We start from the raw sequence: 16,511 nt of genomic DNA, 5'->3' as shown, positions 1-16,511 counted from the left end.
GCGCGATACCGCCTCAGGAGTTTGCCATGAGACTTGACGCGATCGACCTACGCATCCTCGACGCCATCCAACGGGATGGCCGCATCACCAAGCTTGCACTCGCAGAAAAGGCGGGCCTTTCTGCCACGCCCTGCTGGATGCGGCTACGCAGATTGGAAAAGGCCGGCATCATCAGCGGATATCACGCGCGCCTATCTCTTCGACGGGTAGCCCCGTCGCAAGCGCCATGGTCGAATTGACACTTGCCAGCCACCGCCAAGTCGACTTCGACAGATTCGAGCGGGTTGTTCGCGACATTCCCGAAATCGTCTGCTGCTGGTCAGTCGGCGGTGGCGTTGACTATGTCCTGAAGATCGTCGCTGTCGACATCGACGCCTACCAGCGCCTGATCGACACGCTTCTCGACTGGGAACTCGGAATCGCCCGCTACTTCACCTACGTCGTCACGAGGACCGTCAAGGAAGACCCAGTTGTGCCAGTGTCGCTTCTCGTGGCGACTTGACCCTTTTGCGAATTGACTTCGCCTTTGCGCCGGCGCGTTCACCTTTTCGGAACAAGACGTTTCCTGCACCTCGCTCGAGGCCATCTTTTCTTGCTGAGATCCCGGAACGATTTCGCGATGCGGGCGTTTCCACGTTGTCTTGATTCTGTTTCCCCAATCAGGGTCAGGCACAAGGCTTCACCAATGTCCCCCAGTGAAGTCTCTTCGATAAGAGCCTCTGGCCTCGTCGTGCCCCCGACGGGGCCATACTTTTTAAGACAGCTCTTTATCGGAAAGCGCTTTGATAGGGCGAGTGCGGCTTCCAGGCTTTGCCACGAAAATTGCAGAAAACGCGCATGGAAACGTAGGGTGCGGGAAAATGTTCCGCCATGGGACTTCAGTCTGATAATCCCTCCGCAATGGTCCTAATACCGTAGCTGCCAGCGCCAGCCGCCCTAGATTTTCTTTTAGCCCATGGCCAGCTCCCCTGCGCGCTGCGGGCGAACAACGACACCAGGGCGGCCTATCGTCCCTTCGGTTCGCCCTGGTGTCGCTGATGATCGAAGGAACTCAGGATGTACGAGCAATACCGCTATAACCAACCAGAGCGAAAATTCTCGACAGGGCTTCCGATCGGAGTGATGCTCCTGGCGATGGTCGTCATCGGCGGCTACCTGTTCGTGGGCAGCGCGCTCTCGAACACCCCTCGCCAGCAAGTCGCCACTGTCCTTCCAACGTCGGTCGCACCCTCGAATTAGGCTCTGGCGGAAACGGGGGACCAGCCATGAGACTCATGCACCTGGGACGAGCCCGCCTGGAGATGGCTTTACCCCGCCATCGCCCCCAGCTGCGCCTTGCGAAAGACCCTGATCTGCTCGATCTCTTCGAGGCTTACGCGCTGGCCGCCTCGGCTCTCGACGATCTTTTGCAGGAGTACCCGGCTCGCATCCAGCTGATCACCGAATATCAACAGATCTGCGCCGACTTGCAGACAGAGGTCGTGGTCCTGCTCACTCTCACGGATGAGCGACTGTTTCCATGATCGACCGCGGCCCAAGCCCATGCCTTTACGAAGGGACAGGGTTCTCCCTGTCGCACAAAGGGATCGAACCCTGACAAACGAGTACAGCGGAGGGACGAGCCATGACCGAACGACGCCAGATGGACGCCAGCGAAATACCGGCATTCGTGTTCGACGTCCTCGAAGTAGGCTGCGACATTTGCGCTGTCGGCCACGACAGCTACGTAATTGGCGAAATCGACGAGCAGACCCAAGCGAGCAGAACCCTTGACCGGATACTAGAGAAATACGGAAACCGCGACCCTCTGAGATGGCAAATTGTTGCCTATCTTTGGTCAATCGGCCGCTTCGTGGAGCTTACGTCGGAGCCCACACGGCATTGATTGCACGTAGAGCCAACCACGCTGCCGGCATGTCCCAATGAAAACATGTATCGCCGCGGTCGGCTGGTCCGACCACAGCCCGGGGATAGCCGAGAGGGCGGCGTCCAAGCCGTATCCGTCAGGCAATCTCTTAGAACCACGTGCCGACAGCCGGTTCTTGCGCGAGAAGCTTCTCTTCGAATGGTTACCGCCGACGGATGCCGTCAATTGCTTCGCACCGACAAGAGTTCCGCTGTCGGGTAAATGAGCCGTTGGAGCAATTGTTCAACTCGCTGGGAACAGGCGCCATGAAAGCTCGTTATATCGGTGAGATACAGAGGAGTCTTTCATGTCCGGTTTCGCAGACCTGCCTCCCCTTGCTGATGACATCGAAGCCGGGCTCGCGGCCTACATGACCGACCCGGAGCTTTCACCGTCCCCTGCCGGTCGAGCCGCCGCAATTGAGACTATTTTGCGCGACTGGCTTGTCGCACATAGTTACATGGGCGCCCCCCCGGATCCCGCCCCCATTCGGTTAGATTCCGAAGGTGTGAATCGAGAAGAAGTCCAGTTTCCAGGTTTTATCAAATAGCACCCTGACGCAGGTTCGCCTCCCGCCGGCCCAAGTCAAGCAATCGAGCCTAGTCCCGAGCAGGTCCAACTCGCTGGATGCATGCTCCTTACCAGGCGCTATCGAGGCGTTTGCGCACGCGCCAGCGATCGGGCAATGTCGACGATGTCTTTTCCACCACGCGAGGCGTCACATCCGGATCGCCCTTCTCGATAAGCGCGCCGATCTCATCAAGCACTGCAGAGCCCTGACCAGCGGATAGGCTCCCCACTCATGATTGACGGGCAGACTTGACTTCCTTCCGACAACGTCGCCACATCTTCGTCGCTGGCAAACTTGCCTCGGTCGGCCTCGCGCAATGTAGCACTGATATCGTTGATGTCTCGACCGCGGGTGGTGTGGCTGTCATATTTCGCGCGTCGGACAAATGCTTTCGATCCGCAGAGAGGAAATAGACTTATGGCAGATGAGGTCAAATTGGACGACAACCAGGTTACTGCGACCGCTCCGGCGGAAGTGGCAGCGCCTAAGAAGCGCGGACCACGAGCAAAAAAAGTGGACGCTGCCACGGCAGAGTCAAGCCCCGCACCGAGCGCCGGGAAAGGCCGGAAGCGCAAGGAAACTTCGGCCGAGGCGAAAACTGCAAGTCAACCGAAGCGCGCCGCAAGGGCAAACGCCGCAAGGAAGAACGACGACAAGAGGACGGCCGCGCAATCGCAAGTACATGACGAGATCGCGGATCTTCTTCAGCTGGAGAAAGAGAATTCGCGGCTTCGCCGGGAGCTCGGCGATAAGTTGCGGGCCGAGAATGCTGAGTTGCGCAAGCGGCTCGGGCTCAGCTGAGTGTTAATGAAAGACCGATCGTCTACGCGATCGGTCTTCGTCAAAGCATCCTTCGGAGATGGCATGGCGCAATCCTGGATGACGAGATATCATGAAATCACCATGGAAGTTCTTACTTGATCTGACCTCAAGAGGCAGAGCTGTCGAGCCCCGGGAATCTATATCGGAGCCCGTGAGCGAAAGCTCGGATGCGCCCTTGGCAGGAATGGATCCTCCTGCAAGTACTCAAACGACGGATGCGGTCACAAACGCTGCCGACCCGGAGCCGAGCGAAGTCAAAAACAATGTCCGGACCGGCGGAGCAAATGCGGTTGATTTCGAGACCGCCAGCCACAGCACAAACCTTTTGGGCGGTCAGGCGCCCGAGCAGGCGGATCGACCCGCACGCAAACCACACCGACGGCAAACAAGAGACAAGAGATCAAGCGCCTCCGTTGCGGTGGATCCTCGGGTCGAGTATGGCTCACCGAGCCTCCGTGCTCCCAAGCAGCCGATCTCTTTAGCCGATGACGTGGCCGCCCTGGATGAGGAAATAAGAATGCTAAGGCGTCAGCTTTCGGAGAAGCTGGTGCTACAGAACGCCCAACTCAAGAAGATGCTAGAGCGATTTTGACGCTTTACGCGCTGAACCAGCTTTGGTCCCTGGATATCGATGAAGCCACAACAGCGAAAGTTCATTGTCGAAGTGAAATCGGCGCGCCGACGTTCGACAGGTCGACCAGCCTCTATTTGGGGCGACACCGATCTGAAGGCATTTGTGCGTGAGGCGGAGGCCGAAGTCCCACATCTGTTTCTTGCTGAAGCTCGAATTGGTGACCAGCCACCGGAGGTTACGGAACCGCTCAATTCAGTGGCTGCGGCGGTCGATGATGCCCCAACAACCGCTAGTCAACCAGAAGTGCCAGAAGAGAGTGTCGTCCCCAAGACAAGCTCGGCAGATGCGTCAGCCAACGCCACCTTCCCGGTAAAGCCGCCCGAGCGTTCGAAGCGTCCTCGTTCGACGGGTTTGGCGCGGCGCGTGCCAACAAAGTCAGTGCACATTGCAATTGCAGTCACTGTTGACGAGCTGGCGTCACTCCAGGATGCAAACCTCCGGCTGAAAAAGCGTCTGGTTCGGAAGCTTCGACAGGAAAATGCGGTACTTCAGAGTATGCTGGATCGGTTTGAGGCGCATTAAATGCGAGCTGGATCGCCCCCATCTTGGTCCCGCTTTAAGGAGCGTCGCGATCGACATCTTGCGTCGGTTTAACGGCTTCCTATCTCTGTGGCGTCTTCGACATGGAGCCCCGAGATGAATCGACAGACAACCCGTGCCAGTTCTGACCGACAGATCGAAATTCTTCCGCCTGAACGCGAGCCACGAAACACGTCCGATACCGTAGTGTGCCTCTGTTGCCAACAGAAGCACCTCGCCTCACTGATGGATGTCGACGGTTGCGGCATTTGTGAGGACTGCCTCGCACCTCGTTAATCCTGAACCCCACTCGGCGACCTCTGTGCAAGTGGCTGGGAGGCAGGAAGTACTTCGCAGCGCTATTGGACGCGGCCCGTCAGAGGGCGACGTCCGCGGGCAGACTGCTCCAACTTCGATATTGCAGCAATCCGGTGGAACGATGACGGCTTGCGAAGGGTCCAAAAGCTGATGGCGCCGATGCACCCTCAGCAACTGTTCCCGTCGAAATGGCCGATGGGAAGCCATCGGCTCCTACTGCTGCTTGGCGAGCGCGTCGATCAACCCGATCTGAGAACGAACGCCTCTTCGATACTCGTTGATGAGGATTTTCGCTTCCGCTGTGGCGTCTTTTCGGCTGATCTTTTGATGACGGCACCATGCGTCAAGCACGCTCTGGAGCAGCGCAACGTCGTTCGGTGCGATGCTCGAATTCTCCAGGTTCATTTGTTGCTCTCCCAAGACGACAAATTGCCCCGAATGACGCCGCCCCCGGCATCAAGGCGATGATACTCATGGAGCAGCCGTTAGGAAGTAAACGATTGGTGAGGAGCAAACTAAATTCAGTGGCATCGGATCGCGGGTTTCCCGCAAGTCGATTTCCTGTGACTGAGCAGTGCTGCAGGTGCCCGCATGCGTTGTGTTCCGCCATACCGAGACCTAGCTGCGATCCAAATTGAACGACGTTGACCATGGATCCTGAAATGGTCAACGTCGCACCTTAGAACCACAGAAGGGCGCCAGCTAAAAGCAGCCAGCAAACCTGGCAAACTTGCCAGGCCCGTATTTCTACCTGCTTTGACGGCCAGGCGGCTCAGAACTCCTGCCAGTCGCTGCTGACATCGAGTGCTGCATTGCCGTGGTAGGCTGCCGTCCTACGCGTCGACCGATGCGGCTGAGAGCTGTCGTTTCTTGTGGTCGTTCGCCCGTTCGCCAAGGGACTCTGAGTTGCGCCTTGGAGTTTGAATTGGCTGACAAGTCCTCTGAGGCGCACCGCCTCATTCGCAAGTGTGTTGGAAGCCGCATTGGACTGCTCCACCATTGCCGCATTCTGCTGCGTCGTCTGATCCATCGCGTTAACTGCGGTGTTGACTTCGGCAAGCCCGGCGGACTGCTCTTTCGCAGATGTGGCGATCGATTCCATGTGGGTGTTGATTTCAACAATGAAGCCACTGATCGTTTTCAACGCAGAGCCTGCGTCACGGACGAGTTTCACACCGTTGTCCACCTCTGCGGAAGAGTTGTCGATCAGGCCTTTGATTTCCTTGGCAGCCTGTGCAGAACGCTGGGCGAGTTCTCGAACTTCCTGGGCAACGACCGCAAAGCCCTTGCCGGCTTCTCCCGCCCGGGCCGCCTCAACGCCGGCGTTGAGAGCGAGGAGGTTCGTCTGAAAAGCGATCTCGTCGATAACGCCGATGATGTTGGAAATCTGCTGTGAGCTTTCCTCGATCTTTCGCATGGCCTCTTCGGCGTGGGATACGACCTGGGCGGATTCGGCTGCCGAACGGTTGGCGCGGCTTGCAACCCCCTTTGCCTCCTCAGTTCGCTTGGAGGAATTGGCGACGTTGACTGTAATCTGGTCAAGCGCCGCCGCGGTCTCTTCGAGCGACGCAGCCTGTTGCTCGGTCCGTTTCGAAAGGTCGTCGGTTCCGACCGCGATCTCGCGCGTGCCGGTATCGAGGGTCGAAATTGACCCGGAAATCTGCACAAGGGTCGTGCCGAGTTGAGCAACGGACTGATTGAAATCGTGGCGAAGTGTCTCAAAATCCTGCGCGAAGGCATCGTTAATCTGGAAGGCCAGATCGCCTGATGCCAGTCTCTTGAGGCCGGCTGCAAGGCCCGACGTTGCGACGCGCAAGCGTTCAGCGGCATCATTTTCGGCCTTTTCCTGCATCGCAATGCGCTCGACTTCGGCGCGTTTGCGGCTTTCCTGAGCTTCCTGCTCAAGCCGCCGGTTGGTGATCGCGCCCTGGCGGAAGACTTCGAGGGCCTTGCCCATGTCGCCGATTTCGTCGGCATTGCGAGCAAGTTCGATCTGCGCGTCCAGTTGACCCTCAGCAACGAGGCCCATGGAAGTCCCAAGCTTGTACATGCCCCCGATAATTCGTTTGAAGGTGACGAATCCGACGATGAAAAGCATGAGCGCCAAAGCGGACATGGCGATGGTGATGAGCATCCAATAGAACGATGCCTTGACACTGGCCTCGTCGACGGCCGCTTGCGTGCGATGCTCCAGTTTCACATAGAAGGCATCCACCGGCTTCATGATCTCGGCCTTGAATCGGTGATAGTCCGGCGAGTTCAGCATTTTCGTCGCCTTGCTCTTGGCTTCGGGGCCAAGTTTGGCGGCGTTGTCAACGAGCGCCATCGCCTCGGTTTCAAGCTTGATCAGCGCATCAGAGCGCTTTCCCGCCTCGCCGAGGAGGGCGAATTCCTCTTTGGTGAAACCAGCCTGCTGCATCAGCTCTTGCATAGAAACAGCCGTTGCGTCAGGACGCGGCTTTGCGTCCCCGCCTGCGACGAAATCCCAATAGATGCGGTGATAGTCTTCGGGCCGCGGTCGCGTTCCATTGCGGATTTCAACGACCGCATTGTATTGGTCCTTGAAGGAAGGGTCCCCCGTCTCGGCGTAGGTACGCACGAGGCGAGTCAAATCATCCGACGATTGCCGGAAGTTGTCAGCCAGCATGTACGAGTGATATTTCTGGTCGTAAGCCCGCGTAACATCAGCTGCTGCACCCGCGTAGCCCCAAAGACTGGTGATGAGGCCAGCCATGGTCATACCGGTGACCGATGCCAGAACGATAAATTGGCTCTTAATTCTCATGAAGACGATTCCTGATGTGGATATCGCTGCTGGCGTGCCGAACTCATTTCTATCGCCAGTGGCCATACCTCACATGAAAGCAGGTGGACCGGGCTGCATTGCCCGAAGCAAGTATCCTATAGAATAAATTGGTTATTGAACGGATAATGGGGTCACTGATACGAGACGGCATCAGCATAGTCAGCAACCTCACCTTTGAGTTGCAATAATTATCAAGTGAATTTGTAGTTTATTCGATTGTGTTAACCGGGACAATTTCCACCCACAAACGGCGAGGAACGCAGATTTTGGTTTCACCGATGGAAAATACAATTTTCGGGCGAGACCTTGTTCTTATGCCCCCCGCAAATATAAACTTGCGCAGCACCGCTCCCCTGGGGCGCCCGCAGGTCGTGGCGCCCATCTTCAAATCGCTCAATTCGAGCGCAAGCGAAGCCGAACGCTTACGCAACCGGCGGCACGCTCATTGCGAGGATAGGAACTGGCGGCGGTTCCAACTGTTTAGTGGAGCGAGCGAGAAACGTTCGCCTTTCGAAGACTGCGTCGTTCTCCCCCTCCCCTAGATTTGATACCGACCCTGCCGCCTTCGTGTAGAGATGAAGTGAATAGCCCCGAGTTTCGTAGACACCCTCGGGTTAGATTTTCTGCTGCTTCTCGAACTCGACGGGTGACAGCATCCCGTTCCTGACGTGTTTGCGTTTCGGGTTGTAGAACATTTCGATGTAGTCGAACACGTCCTGGCGAGCTTCATCGCGTGAACGGTAGACCCTGCGACGTATCCTCTCTCGCTTCAGAAGATTGAAGAAGCTCTCGGCCACCGCATTGTCATGGCAGTTGCCGCGTCGGCTCATCGAGTGAACCAGATTGTGGTGCCTGAGGAACGAGGCCCAGTCCATGCTGGTGAATTGCGAGCCCTGATCGGAGTGGATCAGCACTTTGTCCTTCGGTTTGCGTCGCCACACCGCCATGAGCAGAGCCTGCAATACGACGTCCGTGGTTTGGCGGCTCTGCATCGCCCAGCCGATGACCCGGCGGGAATAGAGGTCGATGACGACGGCCAAATAAGCAAAACCTTCGCAGGTCCGGATATAGGTGATGTCCGTGACCCAGGCCTTGTCCGGAGCCGCTACGTCAAACTGCCGGTCGAGCGTGTTGTCGATAGCGACGGCAGGCCTGCCGCCATAGATGCCGGGACGGCGTTTGTAGCCAATCTGCGCCTTGATCCCGGCGAGACGGGTCAGACGCGCAACCCGGTTCGGGCAGCATATCTCGCCCTGATCGAGAAGGTCGTCGTGCAGCTTGCGATAACCGTAGACCTTCCCGCTCTCTTCCCATGCCTTCAGGAGCAGATCGGTCTGTCGTTTGTCCTCGTTGGCTCGCCTGCTCAGCGGGTTCTTCAGCCAGGTGTAAAATCCACTGGGATGAACCCGCAGAAGGCGGCACATCGTCCGCACCGAAAACTGCAAGCGATGCAGAGCAATGAACGCGTACTTCACTTTGCATCCCTGGCGAAATACGCGGCCGCTTTTTTTAGGATATCTCGCTCCTCGCTAACGCGAGCCAGTTCCTTCTTTAGCCGCCTGATCTCCTCGGTCTCGTCGTTGCCCTTGGCGTTCGACGCAGCAAACTTCTTCTTCCATTCGTAGAGCGAATGCTGGCTGACGCCGAGACGCTGCGAAACCTCGGCAACCGGATAGCCTCGCTCCGTGATCTGGCGCACCGCGTCACGCTTAAACTCTTCGCTGAAATTCGATTTGCTCATGATGCTCTTCTTGCCTCAAAATTAGGAAAGAAGGCGTCTACAAATCTCGGTGCTATTCAAAGTGGGCGTCGCGCCAAACACTCGCCTACCTCGCTATGAGGATCGATGGTCGATGTTGCGCCCGTTGAAGAAAGGAGGTTCCATAACAACCGTGAAAGGTGGCAGGCACAAAGCGCGCTCGCGGATGAGGCACCGCTGGGAGAGCAAGCGCATCATTGAGGAGGTTGGCTGTACATGAAGGCCGCAACGCGAGATCTGAAGGTGTTGGCGGTGTGCATTGGCAAACCCGAAGAAAGACCCGGCAAGAAGATGAAAACCGGGATCAACAAGCACCCAACAGGCGAAACGGTCTTCGTTGGGTTCGAGGGTCTTGCAGACGACGCCGTTTGTAATGGAAAATACCACGGCGGTCCCGAGCAGGCGGTTTACGTTGAAGGAAACCTAACCCGCCTTTGGTGGCAAAGGGCGCTCAACAAGCCTATCAATCACGGGCTATTTGGCGAAAATCTGTGTATTGCAGGTTTGGACAACCAGATCGTGTCGGTCGGCGACCGTCTCCTAATAGGCGATCTCGTGATGGAAGTAACAGCGCCCCGGATGCCGTGCCGAGTACTTGCGGATAGAATGGGAGATCATGGCTTTCCCAAACTATACAAAAAGGTCGCTCGCCCCGGCTTTTACTGCCGTGTTATTCACCCCGGCTACGTCACCGCAGGAGCGCTCGTGCGGTACGTGCCTTACGCCGGAGAGCGCGTCTCGATGACAGAGATGGCAAGACACCATGGCAAGAGGGGGTCGCCAGAACTAATTGCCCTCTATCAGTCCGTGCCGGTGCACGCCAAGCTGCGGGCCTTTCTTTCGAACGGCCAGATCAAGTTTTAGGATGGTACGCAGTGTGGCCTGGTATCCGTCTCTTGGTCGCCCATAGTGCCGCCGGAGGCTCATCCACACTTGCCTCCGACCCCACCCCCCTCCGCTTAACGAGCGCCGGCGCGGTTGAGTCGTTCAGACAGAGCACTTGCTGATCGCGGTCGTCACACCGAACGATCGAGGACGTGGGCGACTTTTGACTACTTCTGGGCCTGAACGCGAAGCTCATTCATGTATGCGTCGAGCTTCGTCCGTGAGGGGCCTATGCGTTCCAGGATCTCGCGGGCTTCCAAAGGTTGTAACTTGTAGATGGCAATAAATTCCGTGAGATCGTAGTGGCCGTTGTAGACTGTCTCGAAAGGTTCGACTGAGCGCGCGCGAGTGGGTTTTGGAGTGACGCATGTTTTCCCAGCGATTGCCTCTTGATTGCCGTGTGTCATCGTTAACTACCGTCCTGCATGTGCTGGTCGCCTCACGCGTCCTATAAGGCCGTGGAAGCCGACGAATGTCGCTCAACGTCGAACAGGCAGCACTTGTTCCGAGAAAATGGCAACGTTGATCCGACAGATTTTTGAACACACCTGCCGCAGTCACGGCGTCTATCGATCCCGTGTTTATTTGGTCGTATTTCCACGGGTGGGGCAATGCGTGAGATGGAAACGGCCACCAACCGATCGCCTGACGAAAGGGGTGATCTGGTACGGGCTCGCCGACGCAGAAAGACTGGCCGCTCATGTCCATCTGGCACTGTTGTCAGGCGACATGTAAAACTGGTCCGGTAGCGACACCTAAAACTGGTCCCCCTTTCAGACCTTAGGAGGGACTAATGGACGTTGAGACAGGTACGAAGATCTCCGCGAGATTGGCGCGGAGAGAAGCGATGCTCGAACCGGACGAGGTGACTGCGATGCTGCGGCTCAAGAAGCTGGGGTGGGGCACGCGGCGGATCGCGGCGGAGCTGGGATGCTCGCGCACGACGGTACAGCGATACATCGAGACGGGTGGCTGGCGCGGGTATCGGCGAGCCCGCCGGGAAACGCAGCTCTCGAAGCATGAAGCGTGGGTCCGTGAGCGGTTCTTTCGCCATGGCGGCAATGCTGATGTCGTGCGGCAGGATCTGGCTCGAGAACTCGGCATTGAGGTCAGTCTGCGCACGGTTGAGCGAGCGGTCGCGGGGTATCGGCAGCAGTTGGCGGCATCGGCTTTAGCGACGATGCGCTTCGAGACACCGCCAGGCCATCAGATACAGATCGATTTTGGCGAGAAGCGAATGGAGATCGGAGGCGAGAAAGTCCGCGTCTACATCTTCGTGGCAACGCTTGGCTATTCGCGTCGCACATACGCGACGGCGTTTCTCCACGACCGTCAGTCTGCCTGGTTCGATGGGATGGAGGCAGCCTTCAGGCATTTTGGCGGTGTCACAAGCGAGGTCCTTCTCGATAATGCTGCGGCATTGGTAACACGGCACGACGCGGTGACCCGCGAGGTCGTGTTCAACGATCGGCTGCATGCCTTCTCCCGCTATTGGGACTTCCGTCCTCGCGCATGTGCACCATACCGGGCTCGTACCAAAGGCAAGGACGAGCGAGGCGTCGGGTATGTGAAGCACAACGCACTTGCCGGACACAGCTTTGACAGCATGGAAGGCCTTCACCTGCACCTTGCGTGGTGGATGCGCACGGTTGCCGATCTTCGATGCCATGGCACGACAGGCGAACCACCACTTGAGCGCTTTGTCCGCGACGAAGCTATGACGCTACACCCACTAAATGGCAGGCCGCCATTTCGTCAGATCCGAGAACTGCTGCGCAAGGTCCACGCCGATTGCGCCGTTGAGGTCGACACCAACGCCTACTCAGTCCCGTGGCGGCTCATCGGCGAGATTGTCGAGGTGAGGATCAGCGGTGGCCAGGTCCGCGTATTCCATGCTGGTCAGCTTGTCGCGAGCCACGCCGAGTCACACGGGCGTCATCGTCGCCTGACGGATCCCGCCCATTTTGTCGGCGTCAGCGGCTTCGGCATGCCTGTCAAGCAAGCCGCGCAGGCCGATCCGCCCGCTCCCAAGCTGCCCGAACTTCTTCGCCCACTGTCGGAATATGAGCGGTTGATCGGAGGGCAATGGTGATGGCAGTTGATCACGACACGCTGATCGGCTGGCTGAGCCGGCTGAAGCTCACCGCCATCCGCGACCAGCTCGACAACCTTCTTGACGAAGCCTCGCGCGCGGATCTCACCATTCGCGAGACGCTCGCATTCCTGTGCGAACGCGAGATTGCAAGGAAGGACGAGAGACGCATCATCATGGCGATGAAGATCGCGCATTTCCCGCATGCACGAGATCTCGAGGGATTTGATTTCGAGGCGCAGCCCAGTGTCGATCCGCAACAGATACGAGAACTCGCCACCGCCCGTTGGGTGGCAAATGGTGATGCCTTGCTGCTGCTCGGTCCACCTGGCGTTGGGAAGTCCCATCTCGCGATTGCGCTTGGAAGAGAGGTCATCCGTCAAAACTACACGGTGTTGTTCACAACGGCGCAGGCATTGGTCGCAACGCTCGTGAGAGCACATGGCGAAGGACGCCTGGAAGAACGACTTGGGTTTCTCGCCAAGCCCAAGCTGCTCATCATCGACGAGCTTGGCTATCTTCCACTCGAGCCCAATGCAGCCCACTTATTTTTCCAGCTCGTATCGAGGCGCTACGAGCGGGGTGCAATGCTCGTCACCTCCAACCGCAGTGTCGGAGAATGGGGAACAGTGTTCGGCGACCCCGTCGTGGCAACTGCTATCCTTGATCGGTTGCTGCATCACAGCCACGTCATCACAATCCGTGGCGACAGCTACAGGCTACGAGAAAAGCGCCGTAGCGGGCTTCTACAGAAGTCCACGACGGCAGCCGGTATGGAGAGTAACTAAACACCCTTGGCGGACCAGATTTGCGTGTCGCCTAAGGACCAGTTCACGATGACGCTTGATAACTGTACAAGGGTCGTCGACCCTCATAATGCCGACGCGGGCGTTTTTTTTACAGCGCTGAACGTGCTGAAGATTGCGCCCCAGTCCGGACGAGTACAGGAAAAAGAGTGGGGTACGCTGAGCCGCTGGAAGGGCCCAAGCAAATCCAGCTGTCGTACTACCTTTTGGACGGCTTCGGACATGGTTTGCCCGTGCGGTGGGACAGACCAAAAGGAACTCGGCCGACCCATCCGTCCGCAACGCCGGCATTTCAGGGCCGAATGAACTCATGCGTATCTGGGGGCTCAAGCGGGCGGCCAACTGACAGTGATGTCTCCGTGGAGGCCCCAGACGCCATAACTCTTTGTCCATCGATTTTGAGACGACGAAGGTGGCGCTTTGAAGGGCCCTTGGCCGGTAGCTGATACCTCCAGAACGGAGTTCTCGCCACCCCGTACGGCGAACGTACTAGGTTGCCGCCCGAGATGACTAGTGCATGGACGTTGAAGAACGAAGCCCCTACCTGTATAGTGTCATCTATAGTTTATTTCTATTTTATCAAACTGTTAGGATACGGAAGGGGGACATCATGCGCCTTCCTGAGGTACTTTGGGCGGTTCCATTATCTGTTCGCTTACAGTCAGGAACGAACCGCCTATTCGCATCAGTTTACGACGCGCTGGATTTTCTAGAGCATGAATGGCCGATAAGGCACGGACAGGGCTATGAACGAGCCGTGACGACATGCCGGGGCGCGCTGAACCGTTCGGTTCCCTCTGCAGTCGCGCGCGAGGCCTTCATTGGTGCGTGCATGGAGGCTAATATGCAAACGTCAGGCGTCGCTGCCCACTATCATGCGCGTTCGGGACCTCACGGCAAGCCACTGGCCTGACCAGGAGTACCGCTTCGGAACTAGTTCCGCGAATCTCCGTAAGCGAGGTCCCGGACGATATCCCAGGTGAAAATCCCGGAGTCCACGGCATCCGTACCGGCGAGATCGACCACGAACGTGCGCTCTCCGCTTGCTTCATTGTGGGTCTTCGCCTCTACCCCTTGCAATCGCCCTCCCGAACTTGTCGCTCGTTTTTCTTCTCCGCGCAACTGTCGCTGAACGGGCCGACGCGGCCATTTGTTCGCCGGCTTGTCGCAAGAACACGCGATCAATAGGTGCAGCACATCCCTCCTCTGCGTCTTTGTCACGTGTTGCGGCTTGAAGAAGCCGGGCACGTCAGCATGCGCCTGTCGTGCCGATTGCAACAGGCGTATGCTTCCAAACGGGGCCATCGTGGCCGAAAATCTCAGGCCGCAAAGATAACCGCGTTGCACTTTGCAACTAGTGAGGAACCTTCTGCTCAATGGCCGAAAAACACATTCATCGCCGCCTCGCCGCTATCGTCGTCGCGGACGTTGTTGGCTACTCCCGATTGATGGAGGAGGATGAAATCGCCACGCTCGCAGCGCTGAAGGAGCGTCGGACGACAATCCTCCAGCCTATCGTAGGTGCGCATGGCGGCCGCATCGTCAAATTGATGGGTGACGGTGTTCTCATTGAGTTTCCAAGCGCGGTCAATGCCTTGGCCGGAGCGATTGAGTTGCAGCGGAAGATGCAGGCCGCCAATGCTGCCTTGCCCGAGACGCGCCATGTCGTCTTGCGCACCGGAATCAATCTCGGCGATGTCCTGATAGATGGCAGCGACCTTTATGGCGATGGCGTCAACATCGCCGCCCGGCTACAAAGCCTTGTCGACCCAGGCGCCATCTACCTGTCGGCGGCGATCCACGACCAAGTCAAGCGGAAGCTCGCGCTCAGCTTCGATGATCTCGGCCCGAAATCCCTGAAAAATATCGCCGAGGAAGTTCATGTATATCGTGTGCTCTACGACCCCGCAGCCTTGAAGGTCTACGGACAAGATACAGAGTTGTCTCTGCCTGCGCGGCCGTCCCTCGCCGTGCTACCGTTCACCAACTTCAGCGGTCAGCCCGAACAGGACGTGTTCACGGATGGTTTGACAGAAGACCTGATCACCGACCTTTCCAGAAATCCCGGCTTGTTCGTCATTGCCCGGCATTCGACGTTTGCTTACAAGGGAAAATCACCTGACGTTCGAGCAGTCGCACGCGAACTGGGTGTTCGCTACATCTTGGAAGGCAGCGCTCGTCGCGCCGGCGGTCGCGTGCGCATCAACGTCCAACTCATCGATGCCGCTTGCGGCGATCACATCTGGGCCGAACGTTTCGACCGAAATCTCGAAGACATTTTCGGTCTCCAGGACGAAGTCACAGACAAGATTGTCGAGGCCCTCGTTGGACGCTTGGCGCGACCACCGTCACGCAAACGTCCGAAGAGCTTGGAAGCATATGATCTTTGTGTCAGGGGGCGAATTCTGATCTCAGCGTTCAACAGTTCCCCAGAAGCGCTGCGCGAGGCCAAGATACTCTTGAACCACGCAGTCTCCATCGATGCCGAGTATGGAGAGGCATTTCGTTGTCTGGCTTTTGTTTATTGGCAATTATGGGCGCAAGGCATCGAACCCACCCAAGAGAACCGCTCAAGGGCCTTTGAGCTAGCTCACAAAGCAGTTGCGTTGGACGAAGGCGATGCTGCCAGTCACTGGTTCGTCGGATATCTATGGGCTTACGAAAAACGCTGGTCCGAATCTGATCAAGCCTTCGCAACCACCTTTACGCTGGAACCAAACAATGCAGATGCCCTAGCCATCCGTTCAGAACTTGTGGCCTTCGCTGGGCGCGGATCGGAAGCGGTCGAACTGGCCCAAAGGGCGCTTCGGCTCAACCCGCACCCGCCAGGCTGGTACTATTGGCAACTTGGATTCGCCCATTACGCTGCTTGCCAATATGAAGAAGCCGTCAAGATCTTGCGCATGGAGGCGATTTACCGCAGCCCCTCACGCCGCATACTGGCGGCCAGCCTTGCCCAACTCGGTCGCACAGACGAGGCAATGCGGGAAGCAGCACTTTTCATGGCAATGGCTCCGAAATTCACCATCTCCCACTGGGCCGCGGCCCAACCTGCTCGCGATCCACAAACAGTCCAGCGCTTTATCGAAGGCTATCGCATGGCCGGATTGCCAGAGTGAAGAAAGCCGAGGTTTCGCGGCGGATCGAGCGGCAAACACCGAACGTCGAGCATTACCAGGAGGAAGACCGGTGCGCGCGAGATTTGCGGTCGCCTGATCGAACGTGCGCCGCCTAGGCACAACGCTCTCGAGCCATGAGATCGCGTCCGCAGCAGGTAACGTTAGTCAGACTATCTTGGCCGGTGCCAATAGCTTGGCTTGCTCCGGCCGCGCTGAGGTGGTCCAGCATTGCTTGCACGAGAGGTTGGGACGCGGGACGGTTGGGTAATCCCCC

Annotated in this window: 16 protein-coding genes and 1 pseudogene; 13 read left to right on the top strand and 4 right to left on the bottom strand. The window is 57.6% G+C overall.

Annotation, left to right across the window (positions count from 1 at the left end):
• Positions 1-26 precede the first annotated feature (26 nt).
• The 5 genes and pseudogenes from OVA00_RS35150 to OVA00_RS35130 all read left to right on the top strand — a co-directional run bounded on the left by OVA00_RS35150 (position 27) and on the right by OVA00_RS35130 (position 2,456).
• Positions 27-502 (top strand): annotated as a pseudogene (locus OVA00_RS35150) (Lrp/AsnC family transcriptional regulator).
• Between the two features lie 554 nt (positions 503-1,056).
• Entirely contained in the window at positions 1,057-1,239 is a 183-nt protein-coding gene (locus OVA00_RS35145) for a hypothetical protein (RefSeq protein ID WP_034799928.1), read from the top strand.
• Positions 1,240-1,265: 26 nt separating this feature from the next.
• The gene (locus tag OVA00_RS35140) at positions 1,266-1,523 is read left to right on the top strand and encodes a hypothetical protein (protein ID WP_034799927.1); all 258 of its coding nucleotides are present in this window, start codon (positions 1,266-1,268) and stop codon (positions 1,521-1,523) included.
• Positions 1,524-1,624: 101 nt separating this feature from the next.
• Positions 1,625-1,885, top strand: a complete 261-nt coding sequence (locus tag OVA00_RS35135) for a hypothetical protein (protein WP_234798879.1) — start codon at positions 1,625-1,627, stop codon at positions 1,883-1,885.
• 328 nt (positions 1,886-2,213) lie between these two features.
• The gene (locus OVA00_RS35130; RefSeq protein ID WP_268090703.1) at positions 2,214-2,456 is read left to right on the top strand and encodes a hypothetical protein; all 243 of its coding nucleotides are present in this window, start codon (positions 2,214-2,216) and stop codon (positions 2,454-2,456) included.
• Positions 2,457-2,544: 88 nt separating this feature from the next.
• On the opposite strand, the gene OVA00_RS35125 is transcribed toward OVA00_RS35130, so the two are convergent.
• Positions 2,545-2,673 (bottom strand): hypothetical protein, encoded by a 129-nt coding sequence (locus OVA00_RS35125; protein ID WP_255382115.1) that lies wholly within the window; start codon positions 2,671-2,673, stop codon positions 2,545-2,547.
• Positions 2,674-2,894: 221 nt separating this feature from the next.
• On the opposite strand from OVA00_RS35125, the gene OVA00_RS35120 reads away from it, so the two are divergent.
• The 3 genes from OVA00_RS35120 to OVA00_RS35110 all read left to right on the top strand — a co-directional run bounded on the left by OVA00_RS35120 (position 2,895) and on the right by OVA00_RS35110 (position 4,455).
• Entirely contained in the window at positions 2,895-3,278 is a 384-nt protein-coding gene (locus tag OVA00_RS35120) for a hypothetical protein (protein ID WP_060519029.1), read from the top strand.
• A gap of 172 nt (positions 3,279-3,450) precedes the next feature.
• On the top strand, positions 3,451-3,891 hold the full coding sequence (locus OVA00_RS35115) for a hypothetical protein (RefSeq protein WP_268090702.1): 441 nt from the start codon (positions 3,451-3,453) through the stop codon (positions 3,889-3,891).
• A 39-nt stretch (positions 3,892-3,930) separates the two neighbouring features.
• On the top strand, positions 3,931-4,455 hold the full coding sequence (locus OVA00_RS35110) for a hypothetical protein (RefSeq protein WP_127890334.1): 525 nt from the start codon (positions 3,931-3,933) through the stop codon (positions 4,453-4,455).
• A 528-nt stretch (positions 4,456-4,983) separates the two neighbouring features.
• Here OVA00_RS35110 and OVA00_RS35105 read toward each other — a convergent pair.
• From OVA00_RS35105 to OVA00_RS35095, 3 genes are all read right to left on the bottom strand, one after another.
• Entirely contained in the window at positions 4,984-5,175 is a 192-nt protein-coding gene (locus OVA00_RS35105; RefSeq protein WP_034799920.1) for a hypothetical protein, read from the bottom strand.
• A 367-nt stretch (positions 5,176-5,542) separates the two neighbouring features.
• Positions 5,543-7,621 carry a methyl-accepting chemotaxis protein gene (locus OVA00_RS35100; protein WP_268090701.1) on the bottom strand — a complete coding sequence of 693 codons (2,079 nt, stop codon included), beginning with the start codon at positions 7,619-7,621 and terminating at the stop codon, positions 5,543-5,545.
• Between the two features lie 569 nt (positions 7,622-8,190).
• A protein-coding gene (locus OVA00_RS35095) for an IS3 family transposase (protein WP_268088988.1) occupies positions 8,191-9,317 on the bottom strand; the annotation gives its coding sequence in 2 pieces (ribosomal slippage) (positions 8,191-9,089 and positions 9,089-9,317; 1,128 coding nt in all).
• A gap of 234 nt (positions 9,318-9,551) precedes the next feature.
• On the opposite strand from OVA00_RS35095, the gene OVA00_RS35090 reads away from it, so the two are divergent.
• The 5 genes from OVA00_RS35090 (at position 9,552) to OVA00_RS35070 (ending at position 16,237) form a co-directional block, all read left to right on the top strand.
• On the top strand, positions 9,552-10,199 hold the full coding sequence (locus tag OVA00_RS35090; RefSeq protein ID WP_268090700.1) for an MOSC domain-containing protein: 648 nt from the start codon (positions 9,552-9,554) through the stop codon (positions 10,197-10,199).
• A gap of 868 nt (positions 10,200-11,067) precedes the next feature.
• Complete coding sequence (istA, locus tag OVA00_RS35085) at positions 11,068-12,312, top strand: IS21 family transposase (protein ID WP_442780587.1); 1,245 nt, start codon at positions 11,068-11,070, stop codon at positions 12,310-12,312.
• A complete protein-coding gene (istB, locus tag OVA00_RS35080) occupies positions 12,309-13,100 on the top strand; it encodes an IS21-like element helper ATPase IstB (protein WP_089046329.1) in 792 nt (263 codons plus the stop codon). Before istA ends, istB begins: the two co-directional genes overlap by 4 nt.
• 628 nt (positions 13,101-13,728) lie before the next feature.
• The gene (locus tag OVA00_RS35075; RefSeq protein ID WP_082566340.1) at positions 13,729-14,031 is read left to right on the top strand and encodes a DUF982 domain-containing protein; all 303 of its coding nucleotides are present in this window, start codon (positions 13,729-13,731) and stop codon (positions 14,029-14,031) included.
• 463 nt (positions 14,032-14,494) lie between these two features.
• Complete coding sequence (locus tag OVA00_RS35070; protein WP_268090699.1) at positions 14,495-16,237, top strand: adenylate/guanylate cyclase domain-containing protein; 1,743 nt, start codon at positions 14,495-14,497, stop codon at positions 16,235-16,237.
• Positions 16,238-16,511 lie beyond the last annotated feature (274 nt).

The organism is Ensifer sp. SL37 (assembly GCF_026672675.1).
GTDB lineage: Bacteria > Pseudomonadota > Alphaproteobacteria > Rhizobiales > Rhizobiaceae > Ensifer > Ensifer adhaerens.
The sequence above is the reverse complement of the archived record's forward strand: the minus strand, read 5'-3'. Positions and strand labels throughout refer to the sequence as shown.

What these genes read in the sequence shown, in the direction of transcription:
- OVA00_RS35145 (WP_034799928.1), top strand. Translation starts at nt 1,057, where the DNA reads ATGTACGAGCAATACCGCTATAACCAACCAGAGCGAAAATTCTCGACA.
- OVA00_RS35140 (WP_034799927.1), top strand. Translation starts at nt 1,266, where the DNA reads ATGAGACTCATGCACCTGGGACGAGCCCGCCTGGAGATGGCTTTACCC.
- OVA00_RS35135 (WP_234798879.1), top strand. Translation starts at nt 1,625, where the DNA reads ATGACCGAACGACGCCAGATGGACGCCAGCGAAATACCGGCATTCGTG.
- OVA00_RS35130 (WP_268090703.1), top strand. Translation starts at nt 2,214, where the DNA reads ATGTCCGGTTTCGCAGACCTGCCTCCCCTTGCTGATGACATCGAAGCC.
- OVA00_RS35120 (WP_060519029.1), top strand. Translation starts at nt 2,895, where the DNA reads ATGGCAGATGAGGTCAAATTGGACGACAACCAGGTTACTGCGACCGCT.
- OVA00_RS35110 (WP_127890334.1), top strand. Translation starts at nt 3,931, where the DNA reads ATGAAGCCACAACAGCGAAAGTTCATTGTCGAAGTGAAATCGGCGCGC.
- OVA00_RS35105 (WP_034799920.1), bottom strand. Translation starts at nt 5,175, where the DNA reads ATGAACCTGGAGAATTCGAGCATCGCACCGAACGACGTTGCGCTGCTC.
- OVA00_RS35100 (WP_268090701.1), bottom strand. Translation starts at nt 7,621, where the DNA reads ATGGCCACTGGCGATAGAAATGAGTTCGGCACGCCAGCAGCGATATCC.
- OVA00_RS35090 (WP_268090700.1), top strand. Translation starts at nt 9,552, where the DNA reads ATGAAGGCCGCAACGCGAGATCTGAAGGTGTTGGCGGTGTGCATTGGC.
- istA (WP_442780587.1), top strand. Translation starts at nt 11,068, where the DNA reads ATGCTCGAACCGGACGAGGTGACTGCGATGCTGCGGCTCAAGAAGCTG.
- OVA00_RS35075 (WP_082566340.1), top strand. Translation starts at nt 13,729, where the DNA reads ATGCGCCTTCCTGAGGTACTTTGGGCGGTTCCATTATCTGTTCGCTTA.
- OVA00_RS35070 (WP_268090699.1), top strand. Translation starts at nt 14,495, where the DNA reads ATGGCCGAAAAACACATTCATCGCCGCCTCGCCGCTATCGTCGTCGCG.